General features: G+C 65.3%; 13 protein-coding genes. 4 read left to right on the top strand and 9 right to left on the bottom strand.

Annotated elements, in window-relative coordinates:
• Positions 1 to 28: 28 nt before the first annotated feature.
• The 8 genes from BLW05_RS17590 to BLW05_RS17555 all read right to left on the bottom strand — a co-directional run bounded on the left by BLW05_RS17590 (position 29) and on the right by BLW05_RS17555 (position 11,124).
• Positions 29 to 685, bottom strand: a complete 657-nt coding sequence (locus tag BLW05_RS17590; protein WP_177142697.1) for a hypothetical protein — start codon at positions 683 to 685, stop codon at positions 29 to 31.
• Positions 682 to 2,214 (bottom strand): cytochrome-c peroxidase, encoded by a 1,533-nt coding sequence (locus tag BLW05_RS17585; protein ID WP_093164611.1) that lies wholly within the window; start codon positions 2,212 to 2,214, stop codon positions 682 to 684. Before BLW05_RS17585 ends, BLW05_RS17590 begins: the two co-directional genes overlap by 4 nt.
• Positions 2,215 to 2,304: 90 nt before the next feature.
• Positions 2,305 to 4,761 (bottom strand): alkaline phosphatase family protein, encoded by a 2,457-nt coding sequence (locus BLW05_RS17580; RefSeq protein ID WP_093164609.1) that lies wholly within the window; start codon positions 4,759 to 4,761, stop codon positions 2,305 to 2,307.
• A 159-nt stretch (positions 4,762 to 4,920) separates the two neighbouring features.
• The gene (locus tag BLW05_RS17575) at positions 4,921 to 6,678 is read right to left on the bottom strand and encodes a cytochrome c biogenesis protein DipZ (RefSeq protein ID WP_093164607.1); all 1,758 of its coding nucleotides are present in this window, start codon (positions 6,676 to 6,678) and stop codon (positions 4,921 to 4,923) included.
• A gap of 34 nt (positions 6,679 to 6,712) precedes the next feature.
• On the bottom strand, positions 6,713 to 7,747 hold the full coding sequence (locus BLW05_RS17570; RefSeq protein ID WP_093164606.1) for an alpha/beta fold hydrolase: 1,035 nt from the start codon (positions 7,745 to 7,747) through the stop codon (positions 6,713 to 6,715).
• 125 nt (positions 7,748 to 7,872) lie between these two features.
• Positions 7,873 to 8,628: a response regulator gene (locus BLW05_RS17565; protein WP_093164604.1), complete on the bottom strand. Its 756-nt coding sequence runs from the start codon at positions 8,626 to 8,628 to the stop codon at positions 7,873 to 7,875.
• A 22-nt stretch (positions 8,629 to 8,650) separates the two neighbouring features.
• A complete protein-coding gene (locus BLW05_RS17560; protein WP_093164602.1) occupies positions 8,651 to 9,955 on the bottom strand; it encodes an ATP-binding protein in 1,305 nt (434 codons plus the stop codon).
• A 173-nt stretch (positions 9,956 to 10,128) separates the two neighbouring features.
• Positions 10,129 to 11,124: a LysR substrate-binding domain-containing protein gene (locus BLW05_RS17555; protein WP_256330361.1), complete on the bottom strand. Its 996-nt coding sequence runs from the start codon at positions 11,122 to 11,124 to the stop codon at positions 10,129 to 10,131.
• 130 nt (positions 11,125 to 11,254) lie between these two features.
• On the opposite strand from BLW05_RS17555, the gene BLW05_RS17550 reads away from it, so the two are divergent.
• From BLW05_RS17550 to BLW05_RS17540, 3 genes are read left to right on the top strand one after another with little or no spacing between them, the layout of a single operon-like run.
• Positions 11,255 to 12,490 (top strand): metal-dependent hydrolase family protein, encoded by a 1,236-nt coding sequence (locus tag BLW05_RS17550; RefSeq protein ID WP_093164601.1) that lies wholly within the window; start codon positions 11,255 to 11,257, stop codon positions 12,488 to 12,490.
• A gap of 33 nt (positions 12,491 to 12,523) precedes the next feature.
• Positions 12,524 to 13,885, top strand: coding sequence for an MFS transporter (locus tag BLW05_RS17545; RefSeq protein WP_093164599.1), 1,362 nt, complete (start codon positions 12,524 to 12,526; stop codon positions 13,883 to 13,885).
• Positions 13,882 to 14,427: a GAF domain-containing protein gene (locus BLW05_RS17540; RefSeq protein ID WP_093164597.1), complete on the top strand. Its 546-nt coding sequence runs from the start codon at positions 13,882 to 13,884 to the stop codon at positions 14,425 to 14,427. The genes BLW05_RS17545 and BLW05_RS17540 overlap by 4 nt, the downstream gene beginning before the upstream one ends.
• A gap of 152 nt (positions 14,428 to 14,579) precedes the next feature.
• On the opposite strand, the gene BLW05_RS17535 is transcribed toward BLW05_RS17540, so the two are convergent.
• On the bottom strand, positions 14,580 to 15,272 hold the full coding sequence (locus BLW05_RS17535) for an MgtC/SapB family protein (protein ID WP_093164596.1): 693 nt from the start codon (positions 15,270 to 15,272) through the stop codon (positions 14,580 to 14,582).
• 514 nt (positions 15,273 to 15,786) lie between these two features.
• Between BLW05_RS17535 and BLW05_RS17530 the strand changes: the two genes are divergently transcribed.
• Positions 15,787 to 17,208: a basic amino acid/polyamine antiporter gene (locus BLW05_RS17530; RefSeq protein ID WP_256330360.1), complete on the top strand. Its 1,422-nt coding sequence runs from the start codon at positions 15,787 to 15,789 to the stop codon at positions 17,206 to 17,208.
• Positions 17,209 to 17,250 lie beyond the last annotated feature (42 nt).

Below are 17,250 nucleotides of genomic sequence, written 5' to 3'. Positions count from 1 at the left end.
GAGTTGGAGTTGCATAGGAGAAGAGAAATCAGTGCTCGTCGAGTTCGTCCGCGACCCAGCCATGCGGCGTCAGGTGCACGCCCAGGCGCACCTGCATCGTCTTTTCGTTCTGGATGGCGTGCGCCAGCAGCGGAAAGGCACGCAGCACCTCGGGCGCGGCGGCCCAGGGCTCGGGCGCGATGCGGTAGGTGAACAGCAGCGAGGTCCCCGTGCGGCCGTCGCGCGTTTGCGGTGCCTCCCAGCCGAGCAGACGATCCAGCGTCAGGGAGGCGACGCAGAAGTCCGCCGGGTGGACGACATTGCGCGTCGCAGTGCGGATCACCACCGGCTCGTGCCGGTAGAACTTCCGCCCCTCGGCGGTCAGCGAGTATTCGCGCGCGGTGTCGTCATTGCCCGAGGCGTCCCTGCGGACGATGTCGCGGCCGCTCACGAGGCCGATCTTTTCGAGCACCGGCATCTGCTGCGCATCGGCGCTGAGCGAGCCGGTCGCCACCGCGATGGGCCAGTCGTACTTGGCCAGGCACACGTGCCCGCGCTGCGCGAGGAAGTCGTTCACCGTCGCCGTGAAGTTGTCCCGGTTCGGAAAACGGACCTGTTCGTTGTCGCCGCATGCGCACAGCACGGCCAGCGACATCAGGAGGAAGGCAGCGAGACCGGCGCCCTTCGTATTCGTGTTCGTATTCAATTGACGCAAGTTCCGCCAGTTGGTGCTTCCGCCGGTGGCTGATAGCCGTCGCTCAGGACACCCAGGAAGCAGATCAGGTCTTTCATGTCCTGCTCCGTGAGCTGCGATGTCGAGCCCGCGACGCGCGGCTGGGCACCGTTGAGCGCCGTGTTGCCGCCCGCATCGGTCTGGCCCTGCCCCAGCGGCGCTTCCTCGTCGATGTTGCCTTGATAGATCGCGGGCAGATCGTTGAATTTGTTGACCGTCGCGCCCGGCACATACGTCGGCTGCAGCGCATAGGGGGGATTGGCCATCGCCGTGCCGCTGCCGCCGGTCGAGGGATACCAGTACTCGGGGTTCGTGTCGCGCGTGTTGTAGAAACGGACCACCTGCTCCAGCGAGTGGAAGACGCCGTTGTGGAAGAACACCGAGCGCGACGCGACGTTGCGCAAGGTCGGCACCTTGAAGCGGCCGCAGTACGGATCCGGGTTGTTGGCGCCGGTGAAGGGGTCCGGCGCCGCTCCGGCCTTGGGCGTTCCCGGCTTGTGGCCGTTGTAGCTGTTGTCGTTGGCGGGGCCGCACAGGCCCATGTCGAAGTAGGCCGGGTCGTCGTTGGCCGGAATGGGATCGGGGTTGTTCGGGATCGATCGGTCGTTTCGCGGCGCGCCGATGGCCTGGTAGGTAAAGTCGGTCATCAATCCCGCGCTGCCATTGAAGTTGGCGCCCTGGAAGTGGCAAGCCAGGCAGTTGCCCCGGTCTTGCCGGTTGAAGATCGCCAGACCGCGCATCTCGGCGGCCGTCAACGTGCCGCCGATCTTGTTGCCGATGTAGAGGTCGTACTTGCTCTTGTACGGATGGAAGCTGATGTCTTCGGTTTCGAAGGCCGCGATCGCCTGGCCGATGTCGGCGAAGGCGGTGTCCGTATCGTCGAGCGCATTCGCGCCAAAGGCCTGCTTGAACAGCGCCGCATAGGAAGCGCTGCGCGCGACCTGGACCACCGCTTCCTTCGAGGCATTGTTCATCTCGATCGGATTCAGCAGCGGGAGCGTCACCTGTTCGGCCAGCGTGGGCGCGCGGCCATCCAGCATGAAGCCGCCGCCGGGCGCGCTCGTCGTCACGCCGTCGGGATTCTCGGCCACGTCGCTGTAGGGCGGCGTCATGTCCTTGTAGCGCAGCGAAGGCACCGCGCGCTGGCCCTTGGACAGCCCGTCCGAGCCGAGCTGCACGGCCAGGCTGTTGGGCGGGCCGTAGGCGTAGTTCGGGTCATGGCAGCTCGCGCACGACTGGTTCTTGCTGCCGGACAAATCCTGGTCAAAGAACAACTTCTGGCCGACCTGGGCAGCAAGGCTCAGGTTGCTGGTGTTCGTCGTGGTGCCACTGGGGTTGCCGGTGGTGCCAGCGGTCTGCGTTCCCGCCGCTGGCGTTGGTGACGCGCCGCCGGAGCCTCCACCGCCCCCACAGGCCGCCAGCGTCAAGGCGGCGCATGACACGAACAACTGGATGGCGAACGAGCGGATGGAGGACCGCCTCGTCGCATGGACCTTGCGCATTGAGTTCCCTTGGGACAAATACCAAAAAGCCGGGAAGCGGCCGAAGCCGCCTCCCTGCTCTTGTTGCTGCTTCTGCTTGTCAGACGCTGCTCAGCGCGCGGAACCCCAGATGCTTTCCTGCGTTGCGTCCGGACCGGTCTGGTACGAAGGCGCGGCGGTGCCAGCCGCATACGCGTAGTCCGCCGGATTCAGACGCTGCTGGTAGCTGGCCGGAATCACGTAGGCATGATTGATCGGACGCACGGCGTCGAAGTGGGTGTCGGCGCTGCTCTGGAGCTCTGGCAGGTTGGTGATGTTCGCGAGAACGAAATGCTCCGTGTACTTTGCGCGGTTCAGGTAGGTCGCATCCTTGGCCGGATCAGCCAGCTGGAACATGTCCTGGAAGGTACGCACCAGCGAGAAGTGGCTGTAGGAGTCGCTGTCCACCACGCCCTTGTTCTGCTTGCCGAGGTCATGCTGGTTGGTCATGACGCCGAAGATGGTCTGGCCATGGCCGAAGTTGCCCTGCTGGTAGTTGGTGGGCGACGTCTTCGTGATCGTGCCGTCCGCAGCAATCGTCAGCGGTTGCGCGCCCGAGGTCTTGCTGGGGTTCCAGCCGCAGCATGCGGTGCTGGAGCCTTCGCCTTCGTCGAAGATCACGACGATCGCATTGCGTTGCTGCGGGTTCTTCCACAGCGCCGAGTTGCGGATCTTGCTGATCACCTTTTGCAGGTAGATGTCGGCACGCGTCAGGCCCACGGCCGCGCCGTTGTTGTTGTTGGCGCAACTCACGTCACTGCCGACGCCGTGCATGTCGTCGCACTGGTCGGGCACGATGAAGTTGATGTTGCCCACGTCCCCCGTGTCCAGATCCCTGCTGAACTGGTCGTAGACCCAGGCCGACTTGTCGTAGCCCGCATAGGCGGTCGACTTCTTCCAGTCCGCTTCCTGGTACTGCGTACCGAAGATCGTGCGGTTGTCAGCGAAGAACTCCGGCAGGTTGCGTGCATCCTGCCAGGCGATCGATGGACCGTGCTTGACCTTGTACAGGCCGCCTGCCACCGCATAGTTGGCCGTGCCCACGAGGGCACCGCTGGTCAGCGACGGGTTGCCGTCGATCGCGGCCTGGGTGAGCAGGTCGTCGGTGACATAGGCGCCGGTGTAGGTGGCGGTGATGCCAGCTTCGGCGACGCTGTCCGCGCGGGCATCCTGGCCCGGGTTCATCGACTCGCTGTAGGTGCGCGCGGTCAGGCCGGCCTGCGACAGCAGCGTGAAGAGGTTGGCGCCCGGAATGTTGTGGACCGTGCCGCTCGTCGGGGTGAGGCCGCAGGCAGCGGTGGCGGTGGTGCTGTAGCCCGCCAGGAGGCTGCTGTTCTGGCCGCCGGTCTCGGTGCCGCCTGCGGTCGGCAGCACGAAGGTCGCCGGCAGGGGCTGCCCGTCCGAGGCGACGCTGGCCGCTCGCGCCTTGTCCGTCACGACATAAGGCGTTCCCGGCTGGGCGCCGCAACCGAACCAGTTGTCATCAGTGATGCCGTAGTCATCGCCACCGCCCAGGGCCGTGTAGTTGGGCTCTGACGGATTGCCGGTCGAGTAGTAGGTCGTGAGCTGGTTGAACTTGCTCAGCATCGCGTTCATGTAGGGCACGCGCGGGTTGCCCAGGATGGCGCCCGAGGACTTGTTCTCCTCGACGATGACGAAGATGTGGTCGTAAGCCGGCACGCCTTCGACGTTGAACGCCGCCTGCTGGGCCTGGGCGAAGGTGATCTTCGCTTGCGTCTGGGTCGGTTGCACGATGGTGGCGGGGCTCGCGCCGCTGCCGACCAGGCGCGGGTCGCCGCCCGTGACGGCCAGGTGGTCCGGATACATGTCACCGCGGTCGAGCTTGGCGGTCGCGTAGGTGTAGCGGTTGGTCAGCTGGTTGTCTTCATAGAGCACCGCGTACTGGGCCGCGCCGCTCAGGGTGTTGACGTCTGCCAGCGGGTCGGCGACCGAGGCGTTGCCGAGGTTGAATGCCGGGCCGCTCAGGCGCGTGGCGAGGTGGGCCTTCTCGGTCGCGTAGTCGGTGCCGCGGGCTTCGACCAGGCGCTGCGCTTCGCTCGACAACGGGCTGATGACGACGTTGGAGACACCCTGGTCGGCAATCTGCGCGGCCGAGGCACGCAGAACGAGGTGCTGGGCGACGGCGGAACCGGTGGCGGTGTTGGTGGCCGAGGTGGTGATGTCGGCAACGAGCTGGCCGGTGGCACTGGCCTTCAGCGTGAACTTGCCGTTGGCGTCGGTGACGGTCGAGACTTCGCCGCTGTCGAGCACGCCGTTGCCATTGGCATCGAGGAAGACCTTGGCGTTCTGGTAGTAGCCGGCCTTTAGCGTCGGGTTGCCGGTGGCGCTGCCCGGGACGTAGCCGCTGGCCGCCACGACGCCGCTGAGGGTCGTGGTGTTCGAAGCGCCCGTGGAGGTCGAGGTGATAGGGAAGCTGCTGCTGTTGCTGCCGCCACCGCAGGCGGCGAGCGCGCAGGCTGCGACGGCCGTCAGGGACGTGAGCAGGGTTCTTCTATGGGACATGTTCATGGAGTGTGAGGCGATGGTTGGCGAAATGGCCTGCGCGCGTTCGGTCGCGCCCGGTTCTTCCAGGTGCAGGTGCTGAGGGGCGCCAGACCGAAGAAAAATGTAGAAACATTGAGTGACACATGCGTGTCACAAAACTGACCATCACCTGACCGAACCGCCTCAACCAAAGGTGAACGCAAAGGCCCGCGCGCCGGCATCGAGAAAGCGGATCTCCACCACGCGATCGTCGATGGATCCGCGCTGCCGCACCAGTTGGTAGAGGCGGGTCGCATCGATCGCGCCGTGGCCTTCGGCGTCGACGTCGTCGCCATGATCCGCACCGGGTGCGCGCCCATCGAGCGTGAGCTGGAACGGGATCGGCCCATGGCCCGCCGCAAACCCCAGCACCAGGTGCGCATCGCGCGCATGGAAGCGGATCGCGACCGCGCCGCCGGCCTCGTCGAGCTGGACGAACTCGGGGCCGACGGTCCACGCACCCTTCAGGCCCCAGTCGTTGAGGCCGAGCCGGCCCAGCGTGTAGACCTTGCTTCGATCGCTGGCAATGCGGGACGGCGACGCGAAGCCGCTGGCCTGGCGGTAGCCCAGGTAGGTCTCGGGCGAACGCACGTTGCGCAGGTCGGCCGCGAGCCCCGGGCCGCGCGTGTCGGGCACGACGGGCGCCGCCGCGGTGGCATCGGCGCCGGCCTCGCGCAGCAGGGCCTGGATCACCTGTTCCGAACGCACTTCCCCGCCTTCGCCGAACTGGTGGTGCCGCACGCGGCCCTCTGCATCGATGAAGTACAGCGCCGGCCAGTACTGGTTCTGGAACGCGCGCCAGACGGCGAAGTCGTTGTCCTGTGCCACCGGGTAGGTGATGCCCAGCCGCTTGAGCGCCTTCTGGACGTTGCCCGTCTCCTTCTCGAACGCGAACTCGGGCGTGTGCACGCCGATCACCACCAGCCCCTGGCCGGCGTACGTCTGCGCCCACGCGCGCACATGCGGCAAGGTGCGCAGGCAGTTGATGCACGAGTAGGTCCAGAAGTTGACCAGCACCACCTTGCCGCGCAACTGCTGCAGGTCCAGCGGTTGGCCGTTGAGCCAGTTCACCGCGCCTGACAGATCGGGCCGGATCGGCTCGACCGGCAGCCCCGAGGGCGTGCCGCGCGGTCCATCGGCGCCCTTCGCCCCGCCGGCCACCGTGTCCGCTGCGGCAGCGCCCATGGGGAGCGCTTGCAGCACGCGCTGCTCGAGACCGTTGCTCCAGTCCAGCGACAGGCGCGCCAGCGCGCCGGTGTCCACGCCGGCAGCGACCGCCGCCACGCCCGCCAGCATGGCCGAGCCGAGCACCCGGCGCGGCCAGGCGCTGCTGCGCAGCCGTGCGCTCAAGCCGGCGAATCGCTCTTCTCCCGCGCGCAGGGCGACAGCGAGCGAGAGCGACGCACCAGCCGCATAGGCCAGCAGCAGCGACGAAGTCTCCACGCCGGGGCCGGCCAGCGCCGCACTGGAGAGGATGAGGCCGAGGATCGGCCCCGCGCACGGCGACCACACGAGTCCCGTCGCCACGCCGAGCAGCACCGAGCCGACCCAGCCGGTGTCGCGGCCCACGTGGTTCGACAGCCGATCGCCCAACCGCACCAGCGGTCGCGTCACCCGGTCCGCCCATCGCGGCGAAAGCAGCGCCAGCGCACTGATCGCCAACGCGAAGAGCGCCGCCGCGCGGCCGAACTGGTTGAATCGCACCGCCCAGCCGCCGGCGACCGCACCCAGCGAAGCGACCGCCGCGAAGGTCAGCGCCATGCCCAGCAGCAGCGGCAGCGTGCCCTGCCGGAAGGGCCGCCCCGTGCGCGCGAGGACGAAGGGCAGCACCGGCAGGATGCACGGGCTCAGCAGGGTCAGCGCACCGCCCGAGAAGGCGGCGAGGTACAGGGAGGCATTCATCACGATCTCCTTCGGCAGTCCGGATTGCCGCGAATCAGAGGCGCACCGCGTCGAGCACCGCCCGCGCGAAATCCGCCGGCGCCTCTTGCGGCAGGTTGTGGCCGATGCCGCCGCGCAAGGCGCGGTGCTGGTAGGGCCCTGCGAACTTGGCCGCGTAGACCGATGGATCGGGATGAGGGGCGCCGTTGGCATCGCCTTCGAGCGTGATCGTCGGCAGCGCGATGCGCGGTGCCTCGGCCAGCCGGGCTTCGAGCGCATCGAAGCGCGCCTCGCCCTGCACCAGCCCGATGCGCCAGCGGTAGTTGTGGATGACGACCGCGACATGGTCGGGGTTGTCGAACGCCGCCGCCGAACGCGCGAAGGTCGCATCGTCGAACTGCCATTGCGGCGACGCCTGGCGCCAGATGAAGCGTGCGAACGCAGCACGGTCCTTCTCGTAGCCCTCGCGGCCGCGGTCGGTCGCGAAGTACGACTGGTACCACCATGCGAACTCGGCCACCGGCGACTGCGGCATCGCATTGACCTTTGGATTGCCGATCAGGTAGCCACTGACCGAAACCAGCGCATCGAAGCGCTCGGGCCACAGCGCCGCGAGGATGCAGGCGGTGCGTGCGCCCCAGTCGCAACCGGCGATGGTCGCGCGCTGGATCTTCAGCGCGTCCATGAGCGCGATGATGTCCTGCGCCACCGCGGCCTGTTGGCCGTTGCGCGGCGTGCTCGCGGCAAGGAAGCGCGTCGAGCCGTAGCCGCGCAGATACGGAACGATGACGCGGTGCCCCGCGGCCGCAAGGATCGGCGCGACGTCCACGTAGGTGTGGATGTCGTAGGGCCAGCCGTGCAGCAGGATCACCGGGGCCCCATCGGCCGGACCGGCTTCGGCATAGCCGACGTTCAGGTCGCCGGCATCGATCTGCCGCAGCGTCTGGAAGCGCGACTGCCCGTTGCTGCGCGCCGGCTCGGCCGCCTGGGCTGCGGACGACAGGAGTCCGCTGAAGGGCACGGCAGCCAGCGTGGCGGCGGCACCTGCGAGAAAGCTGCGGCGGGCGGTGGGAGCGTTCGTTGTGTTCATGGCGTCAGTCCTCGTTGGTTGGAGTGACGCCAGTAGACCGCCCGGATGTACGCGGCATGTGTCGCGCGCGGCCCAGAGTGAATGTCCGTGTACCGGGCGGGCCGCCAGATACACAACGGTACAAACTAGGCCGCGTCGTCCATCGCCTCGACCTCCGCCGAGAACACATACCCCTCGCTGCGCACCGTCTTGATGTACCGCGGCTCCCGCGCATCCTCGCGCAGCGCCTTGCGCAGCCGGCTCACCATCAGGTCGATGGAACGCTCGAACAGCTCCGCGTCGCGCCCCTGCGTGATGTTAAGGATCTGGTCGCGGTTGAGCACCTTCTGCGGATGGTCGAGGAACATGCGCAGCAGCCGGTACTCCGCGCCGCTCAGCGACACCACCACGCCCTCGGCGTCGAGCAGGTGGCGCTCGACGGTGTCCAGCCGCCAGTCGCCAAAGACCAGCCAGCGCGCCTCGGTGCTGCTGCGCATGTTGGGCGGCAGCATGCGCGTGCGGCGCAGAACCGATCGGATGCGCGCCAGCAGCTCGCGCGCAGCGAAGGGCTTGGCGAGGTAGTCGTCCGCGCCCATCTCCAGCCCCAGGATCCGGTCGGCCTCGTCGCCGCGCGCGGTCAGCATCAGGATCGGGATCGCCTTCTGCTTGCCGGCGCGCAGGTCGCGGCAGAGCTGGAGGCCGTCCTCGCCCGGCAGCATCAGGTCGAGGATGATCAAATCGAACGGCCCCGCCTGCTCGAGCGCCTGCCGCATGTGGCGGCCGGTGGGCACCGCCTCCACGCGCATGCCGTTCTTGACGAGGTAGGCGGTGATCAGCTCGCGGATCTCGCGGTCGTCGTCCACCACCAGGATGTGGTCGGCGGCGGGATCGGTGACGGACATGGGGAATCTCCAGGAATCAGGTTCAGACGGGCAGGCGCAGCACCGCCTCCAGCCCGCCTTCGGGGCGGTTGCCCAGCACGAGCTGGCCGCCCATCGACAGCGTGAGCTGGTGCGCGATGGCCAGGCCCAGTCCGGTGCCGCCGGTCTCGCGGCTGCGCGAGCCTTCGACGCGATAGAACGGTTGCAGCACCGCCTCGAGCTGGTCCGGCGGAATGCCCGGGCCGTCGTCGAGCACCGCGATGTGCAGTTGCGCACCGCCCGCCGTTTCGATGCGCGACAGGTGCACTTCCACCTTCGTGCCGAACTTGAGCGCGTTGTCCACCAGATTGGCGACGACGCGCCGCAGTGCATTGGGACGCGACGAGATGGGTTCGCCCGCATCGCCGCCCAACGTCACCGGCTGGCCGGTGTCGGCGTAGTCGTTGACGATGCTCTGGATCAGCGCCCCGGCATCCACGCGGCGCTCGGCCTCGGTGCTGCCCTGGAGCGTTCGCGCGTAGCTCACGCCCTCCTGCACGAGGCTGCGCATGGACTCGAGGTCCTGCCGGAATTTGTCGCGCTCGGGCAAGTCGTCGTCCATCAGGTCGACGCGAAGCCGCATGCGGGTGATCGGTGTCTGCAGGTCATGCGATACGGCCGCGAGGATCTGGATCCGCTCCTGCACATAGCCCGCGATGCGCCGCTGCATCGCGTTGAAGGCACGCGCGGTGCGCGCCACCTCGACCGGGCCGCTCTCGTCGACCACCTGGGGGCGCAGGTCGGGGCCCAAGGCATCGGCGGCATCGCCCAGGCGCTTCAGCGGCCGCGTCACGAGGCGCGCGGCCTGGAAGGCGCAAAGCCCCAGCACCAGCAGTTGCGCCAGCAGCAGCCAGATCACCCATTCCGACACCGGCATCGGCACCCGCCGCGCGAGCAGGTAGACGCTGCTGCCGTCGCTCAGCCGCACCTGCATGCGCACCGCTTCCCGCATCGACGGCACCTGCCCCACGGCGAGCACCGGATAGGGCTTGAGCGCGGCCGCGATCACGTCGACGAACTGGCGCAGCGCCCCGGAAGCGGGCGCGGACGTATCGACGTCGCCGGCCAGCGCAAAGCGGAAGTTGGGGCGTTCGAGGCGGTCCAGCCACTCCGGCCGCTCGGCGGCAGGCAGCCGGTCCAGCACGGCAATCGAGCTGGCGATGTCGCGCTCGACACCGCTGATCATCAGCGACTGCATCGCCTGTCCGCGTTCGTAGCGGATCGCCATGAAGGTCAGCGCCTGCGCGATCACCATGCCGGCGACCACCACCAATGTGATTCGCGCAAGAAGCGTGCGGAGAAGCGGCATGGGAGATCTCTCAGGAAGTGCGATGGTTCGGTTGGCGGTGCGCACCAAGGCGCAATCCTGGCCTCATTGCATTCCTTCCCCTGGCTCGCGCTGGGCGAATTGTTTGCTTTCGCGAGCATGCTGATGATGATCGAGAAGCGCCAGGCCAACTTTTGGCCCGAGAAGCATTGATGCTATGCCGATGCTTTTCGTCCTCGGGAATGCTGACAATACCGGCATTGTTGCCTCTCTCGCAGTTCCTCTTCGGCGAGGGGCTTGCGGGCCTCATCGGTGTGTCGGCACTCGTGGTGTAGCCATTCCCCGAACCTCTCGTAACTCTCCATGTCACTGCGTCGATTGGGCGCGCAAAGATAGTAGCCCAGGGAGCTCTCGAAGCGCTGTTCGAAGGGCTCGATCAATTGCCCGCTGGCCAGCGCCTCGTCCACCAAGCAGGAAGGCACCAGTGCAACACCCATTCCGGACACTGCGGCCTGGATGACCAGATTGAAGAGATTGAATCCAGGGCCGATGCGAGCACTCTTGTGCTCGCCGGCATAGGCGATGAACCAGTCCTCCCAGGCCAAAGGAATTTCATTGTGCTGCAGCAGTGTGCAGTCCTTGAGGTCGGCCAGATGCTTGATCTTGAACCGGTCCCGGTACCTGGGTGAACAGACGACGCTGGTCTCCTTGCCGATGAGGTAGGTAGCCTCTGCAATCGCCCAGTCGCCATAGCCATATTGGATGGATGCATCGTGGTCGGGACTGGCCTCCACGCTGTCGATGGTGTGATAGCGCACGAAGTTGATGGAGATGTCCGCATTGAGCGACCTGAATGTCTCCAGCCTGCAGAGCAGCCAGTTGGCCGCGAAAGTGGGCGCCACTGACAAATTGAGGAGGTGCGTGTGCTTCGCCGTCGACATCACTTGTGTGGTGGCGCCCTCCAGCGCTTGCAGGGCTGAGCGCACCTGCTTGAGGTAGGTTTCGCCGATATGCGTCAGCGCCAGGCCGTTTCGGGAGCGGATGAAAAGCGGATGTCCAAGGTAGCCCTCAAGCTCCGCGATGTGCCTGCTGATGGCACTTTGCGTCACGAACAGTTCCTTGGCGGCCTTTGAGAACGACGCATGGCGCGCCGACACGACGAAGGCATTCAGCTCGGAGATGGTGGGGCAACGTCTGCGCATGACACCCATGAGTATTACTCATGAGGATAGAAGTAACTAGCACCGAGTTGTCCCAAAAAAGCGAAGGCGGCTTTCGCCTGGACCGCTAAATTTCATGTCACGGAGACAACGAAGGCTGCGTATTGCGCGCCAGACAGCTATGCGACCAACCCTCATTCGTAATGCCAAGATTCTCGACACCCGAAATCTTGAGTTGCATTTTACTCATGCTGTCCTGATCAAGGACGGCGTGATCGAGAAGATCGGCGGGGCCAATCTGACCTGCGAAGGCGCACTGGAAATCGACGCCAGGGGCATGACCCTGATGCCGGGCCTGATCGACTGTCACGTGCACGTGATGGCTTCGTCCTTCAATCTGGGCGCCGTCGCCCGCATGCCCAACGCGCTGGCGCTGCTTCGCGCACTGCCCATCATGAAGGGCATGCTGGACCGCGGGTTCACCTCGGTGCGCGATGCCGGGGGCGCCGACTGGGCGCTGGCCGAGGCGGTCAGAACACGCCAGGTCGTCGGGCCTCGCCTGTTCTGCGCCGGCAAAGCCCTGTCGCAGACCGGTGGGCACGGCGACTTCCGTGCCCGCAATGACATCCTGGAAGATCCCTGCGCATGCGCCTACAAGCTCGGGAACATTGCCCGCGTGGTCGACGGCGTCGATGCCTGCCGCCTGGCGGTGCGCGAGGAAATCCTCAAGGGTGCATCGCAGATCAAGGTCATGGCCTCGGGCGGCGTAGCGTCGCCCAATGATCCGATCATCAACCTGGGGTTCTCCGAAGCCGAGCTGCGCGCCATCGTGGAGGAAGCGGGCAATGCCAACACCTACGTCATGGCCCACGCCTATACCCCCCGGGCCATCGCGCGCGCCATTCGGTGCGGCGTGCGTACCATCGAGCACGGCAACCTGGTGGACGAGGCAACAGCACAACTGATGAAAGAGATGGGTGCCTACATGGTGCCCACGCTCATCACCTACGAGGGCCTTGCGAACGACGGCCCCAAGTACGGGCTGCCCCCTGAATCGGTGCGCAAGATCGCTGGCGTGCGTACCAACGGTCTCGAAGCACTGAAGGTGCTCGATCAGGTGGGCGTGAAGATGGGCTACGGCTCCGACTTGCTGGGCGAAACGCACGATCTGCAGTCCGAAGAACTGCTGCTGCGCGCCAAGGTCCTTGGCAATGCCAAGACGATCCAGCAGGCGACGCTGGTCGGCGCCGAGATCCTGAATCAGACGGGACGCCTGGGAGAGGTCGTCGAGCAGGCCTATGCCGACCTGCTGTTGATCGACGGCAATCCGCTCGATGACATCGCATTGCTGACCCGGCACGACACGGCCATGCGGCTCGTCATGCAAGACGGCGTCATCCACGCGAACCGCCTTTGAACGACATCCTTCCACCGTCCTCCGGAGCACGCCATGTACACCATCTCGGACCGCCTCGAGCGGCTGCCGTTCAGCCGCTTTCACTTCAAACTTCTCATCATTGGCGGCCTGGGTCTTGCCTTTGAAGCACTGGATGCAGGCATCATCGCCTTCATCCTGCCGTCCCTGCGCGAGCAATGGGGATTGACCGGCGGCCAAGCCGGCTGGATCGCCAGCAGCACCTACGTCGGTTTCCTGGTGGGCGCCTTGCTGTCGGGACTGCTTGGCGACCGTTTCGGCCGCAAGGTGGTGATGATGTGGTCGCTGGTGCTGTTCTGCGTTGCCACATTCGTCAACGCCTTCGCGACGAACTTCCATGAGTTCTACGCCCTGCGCATGATCGCAGGCGTGGGCATGGGGGCCGAGGGCGCCATCGTCGCACCGTATCTGACCGAATTCGTCAGCAGCCGCTATCGCGGCCGCTTCACGGGCGCGCTGGCGGGCTTCTTTTCGTTCGGCTTCGTTCTTTCCGCGCTGCTGGGCTATTTCGTCGTCCCGACGGGCCCCAGCGGCTGGCGCTATCTGATGGTCATCGCGGCACTGCCAGTGGTGTTCCTGCTGTGGATGCGGCGCTCATTGTTCGAATCTCCGCGCTGGCTCGAGCAGATCGGCCGCCACGACGAAGCGGCGCGCGTGTGCGATGCCATCGAAGCCCAGGTGAAGGACTCCCCCGGCCGATCCTTGCCGACGCCGGAAAAATCGCGCGAACACACCGCGCCTGAGGGACCCATCGAGCGCAAGAGCTTCTTCGGCGGGCTGGCTCTGCTGTTCACGCCGCAGTACCGCAGCACCACCATCGTGGTCTGGGTCTTCTGGATCGCCGTCATCTTCTGCTACTACGCGTTCCTTGTCTGGATTCCCAGCCTGCTCGTCAGCAAGGGCTTTACCGTCACAAAGAGCTTCTCGTTCACCATCCTCATCTATCTGGCGCAAATCCCTGGCTACTATTCGGCCGCCTACCTGAACGACAAGATCGGCCGCAAGTACACCATCCTGGCTTATATGGCCGTAGCGTGCCTCGCCGCACTGGGACTCGCCTTCGCCGCGAGCGACACGGACATCGTTCTCTACAGCATGCTGCTGTCCTTCGGCATGAACGGCGTGATCGCCGGCCAGTACACCTACACGGCGGAGGTCTACCCCACCTCCATCCGCGCCACCGGCATGGGCACGGCGTCGGCTCTCGCCCGCATCGGCTCGATTGCATCGCCCACGATCGTCGGCGCAGCCTACCCGGTGCTTGGTTTTGGCGGGGTGTTCCTGCTGATCACCGCAGTACTCTTCGTCGGCGGCACGGGCATCTTGTTCTTCGGCAAGAACACGCAAGGCGTGACCTTGGAAAGCATCAACGAATGACGCACGAGCAGAAACTGAAGCGCCTCGCTCAGGCAGCGCATGCGCTGGGGAGAGCCGAAAGCGCCGAGGCGCAGTGGTCCGAGATCTCGCGCCTGGCCGAATCGGTCTTCGGTTACCGCCTCTTGACGGGACTGGTGTTCCTGAAGGAACAACGCCTCATGCGGCGCATCTTCTCAAGCGACGAGACCATCAGTCCATTGGGCGGCTTCAAGGCGACCGGCAAAGGCCCCTGGTCGGCACGGGTGCTCGAACAGGGGTTGCCCTACATCGGCAGCAACGAGGAAGATATTCGCACCGTGTTTTCCGAGGCGGAACTGCTGATCGAGCGCGATCTGCATTCCGTGCTCAACCTTCCTATCTGGAGCGCGGGCGGTGTAGTCGGAGCGCTCAATCTTCTCTCCCACAGGCACGCCTACGACCAAATCGACGAGCAGTTGATTGAATTGGTGTCGGGCATCTGCGTACCCGTCTTCTTGTCGGCGAGAGAGGCCGAACAAGGGGCTGCAGCTTCCTTGGACATTTCGAAGTTGGATAGCGTTTGAGTCAATTCGAGCGATCGAGGCTATCAACGGCAGTCCCCAGTGCGCGGCATCGACCGGACCTAGTGAAGAAGGGGCGCGCCGGCACCGTCACCCATGACCCGACTTGAGAATCAAGTCCCAACCCGTCCGCGCAACAGGGTCAAGTCCACACCTCATTGCGGCCCCTCGCTGACCGACCAGCTCACCGCAGAGACATAGGGTGCCAGCGCCAGTTCACCGATCAGCGTCTCCAGCAAGCTATCCTGTTGCTGGGACGCAAGTACCACGGCGTTCACCTCGACCTGCCCGCCGATCTTCAGCGCGTGGCTTTCCAGGCTCTGCAGGGCGAGTCCGTTGGCATTCAGGCGTTGCAGCAGCGTGGCCCGTACCAGGGCTTCCTGCTGCGACTGCGTGACCGCTTCGATCATGTAGTAGCGCTCGACACTCGGTTCGATGTGCGCGTGGCGGTAGATCAGTCGGCCCAGCGGGGGCAGCGTCAGGTTGCAAAGAATGATCAACAACGTGGCAATGAGGCCTGCGGCGGGGAACCCGCTGCCGGCGATCACGCCCACTGCGCCGGTGCACCAGATGGTCGCGGCGGTGCTCAGCCCGCGCACGCTGAGGCCGTCGCGCATGATGACGCCCGCTCCCAAGAAGCCAATGCCGGTGACGACCGGCGCCACCATCCGCACCACCTGGTCTTCCGAGCCAAGGAGGAACGGCAGAGTCGCGAAAGTGGCTGCGCCCAGTGCCACCAGTGCATGCGTCGCGATCCCCGTGAAACGCTGTCGCCACTGTCGCTCCAAGCCAATCAGCGCGCCGAATGTCAGCGCTGCCAGCAGGTCAAGGGTGACCTCAATGTACATGCCGTCGTGCTCCGTATGCTACGAGCACAATCTTGGGGCGCATTGGCTCTGAAGGACAGCACTGTAGCTGCGCGCGCAGGGAATGGGAATATTGGTGGAACGATGGCCGAAAGGCCAGAAACCAGAATGTCCCCAAGCGGGCGGATAGCGTGCGCAGCATCCTCAAATCCCTCGATGTTCAGTCGCAAGGCTCATGAGTTGCAACTTCAGTAGCGATCGCTCGTTTGAGCCCTACGCGGGGTCGAGCGCTTTGGATCACATCGGTCTTTGCCGGGGCCGTCGCTCGCAGGCGCCCCCTTGGACGCCATAGCCGGACTTGACCGCGGCCGAGTGTGATCCATCCGGCGCACCCTTACGTAGAAGTGTGCGGCGGACAAAGTGGGAATTGCCGCTTCACGTAGCGGTAGCAATTGAAGCCAACAAGGAGTGGCTCGCCGCTTGGAGCGGTACCGAACTTCCGGCCGCGTGAGCTGGTTGCACCTTGCCTCGCATCTGACTGCTTTGAGGAGACGATGTGGCCTCTACAAATCAAAAGATGTCCCGCGTGCAGCTCACTGCCATGGTCGTCGGTGGGATGGTGGGCGCGGGAATATTTTCCCTCCCTCGGACCTTTGCCAATGCGACTGGACCGTTCGGCGCGGTCATAGCGTGGCTTATCGCTGGCACGGGCATGTACATGCTCGCGCGGGTCTTCCAGGCGCTGGCCGAGCGCAAGCCCGACCTTGACGCCGGCGTCTTCGCCTATGCGAAGGCCGGCTTTGGCGACTACCCCGGCTTTCTCTCGGCCTTCGGCTACTGGATCGGTAGCTGCATCGGCAACGTCTCCTACTGGGTGCTGATCAAATCCACGCTCGGGGCCTTCTTCCCGGCCTTTGGCGACGGCAACACCGTCATTGCGATCCTGGTCGCCTCAGTGGGCATCTGGATGTTTCACTTCACCATCCTGCGAGGCATCAAGCAGGCCGCTTTCATCAACAGCGTGGTCACGGTTGCGAAGGTGATACCCATCATCGTGTTCATCGTGATCCTCGTCTTCGCGTTCAAGATGGACCTGTTCCGCTTGAACTTCTATGGCGCGGGGTTGGAGGGCGGGCTGTTCGCCCAGGTGCGAGCGACGATGTTGGTCACGGTGTTCGTGTTCTTGGGTATCGAGGGCGCGAGCGTGTACTCTCGTTTTGCCAAGGAGCGCTCGGACGTCGGCAAGGCGACCATCCTGGGTTTTGTAAGCGTCACCGCGCTGATGGTCCTCGTCTCGATGCTGCCCTACGCGGTGCTGCCGCGCGCGAACGTCGCGGGCATGCGACAGCCCTCCATGGCCAGCGTCCTCGAAGCGGTGGTCGGGCCTTGGGGTGCAATCTTCGTGAGCGTAGGGTTGATCGTCTCGGTGCTGGGCGCGTACCTGGCCTGGTCGCTGATCTGCGCCGAAGTGCTGTTCACGGCCGCGAAGACGCGGGACATGCCCTCGGTGTTTGCGCGCGAGAACGCCAACAAGGTGCCGGCCAATGCGCTGTGGCTGACGAACATCATCGTGCAGCTGATCGTCATCACGACCTACTGGTCGCGGGACGCCTTTGCGTTGATGCTGAATCTCACGAGCGCGATGTCGCTCATCCCGTACCTCTTTGTTGCCGCCTATGGCTACATGCTTTGCAAACGGGGGGAGAGCTATGAAATGCGGCCGCAGGAGCGGGGGCGGGATCTCTTCATCGCCGCGGTGGCAGTGGTCTACACCGTGTTCATGATCTACGCGGGTGGCCTGAAGTTCATCCTGCTGTCCGCGGTGCTGTATGCGCCGGGCACGATCCTGTACATCTGGGCACGCCGAGAGCAGGGCAAACCGGTTTTCACGCCGATCGACTGGATTGTCTTCATCGTCGCCGTCATCGGCGCGGTCGTCGGCATCTACAGCCTGGCAACGGGCGCCATCACCATCTGACAGGAGACATACATGGCCAAATCCAGTGCGGCGAGTGCGGCG

It is taken from the genome of Variovorax sp. YR216 (assembly GCF_900107745.1).
GTDB lineage: Bacteria > Pseudomonadota > Gammaproteobacteria > Burkholderiales > Burkholderiaceae_C > Variovorax.
The sequence above is the reverse complement of the archived record's forward strand: the minus strand, read 5'-3'. Positions and strand labels throughout refer to the sequence as shown.

Bases quoted from the DNA above. Each gene is read 5' to 3' on its own strand.
- BLW05_RS17540 (WP_093164597.1), top strand. From the start codon at position 13,882: ATGACGCACGAGCAGAAACTGAAGCGCCTCGCTCAGGCAGCGCATGCG.
- BLW05_RS17550 (WP_093164601.1), top strand. From the start codon at position 11,255: ATGCGACCAACCCTCATTCGTAATGCCAAGATTCTCGACACCCGAAAT.
- BLW05_RS17565 (WP_093164604.1), bottom strand. From the start codon at position 8,628: ATGTCCGTCACCGATCCCGCCGCCGACCACATCCTGGTGGTGGACGAC.
- BLW05_RS17555 (WP_256330361.1), bottom strand. From the start codon at position 11,124: ATGGGTGTCATGCGCAGACGTTGCCCCACCATCTCCGAGCTGAATGCC.
- BLW05_RS17580 (WP_093164609.1), bottom strand. From the start codon at position 4,761: ATGAACATGTCCCATAGAAGAACCCTGCTCACGTCCCTGACGGCCGTC.
- BLW05_RS17570 (WP_093164606.1), bottom strand. From the start codon at position 7,747: ATGAACACAACGAACGCTCCCACCGCCCGCCGCAGCTTTCTCGCAGGT.
- BLW05_RS17545 (WP_093164599.1), top strand. From the start codon at position 12,524: ATGTACACCATCTCGGACCGCCTCGAGCGGCTGCCGTTCAGCCGCTTT.
- BLW05_RS17535 (WP_093164596.1), bottom strand. From the start codon at position 15,272: ATGTACATTGAGGTCACCCTTGACCTGCTGGCAGCGCTGACATTCGGC.
- BLW05_RS17575 (WP_093164607.1), bottom strand. From the start codon at position 6,678: ATGAATGCCTCCCTGTACCTCGCCGCCTTCTCGGGCGGTGCGCTGACC.
- BLW05_RS17585 (WP_093164611.1), bottom strand. From the start codon at position 2,214: ATGCGCAAGGTCCATGCGACGAGGCGGTCCTCCATCCGCTCGTTCGCC.
- BLW05_RS17560 (WP_093164602.1), bottom strand. From the start codon at position 9,955: ATGCCGCTTCTCCGCACGCTTCTTGCGCGAATCACATTGGTGGTGGTC.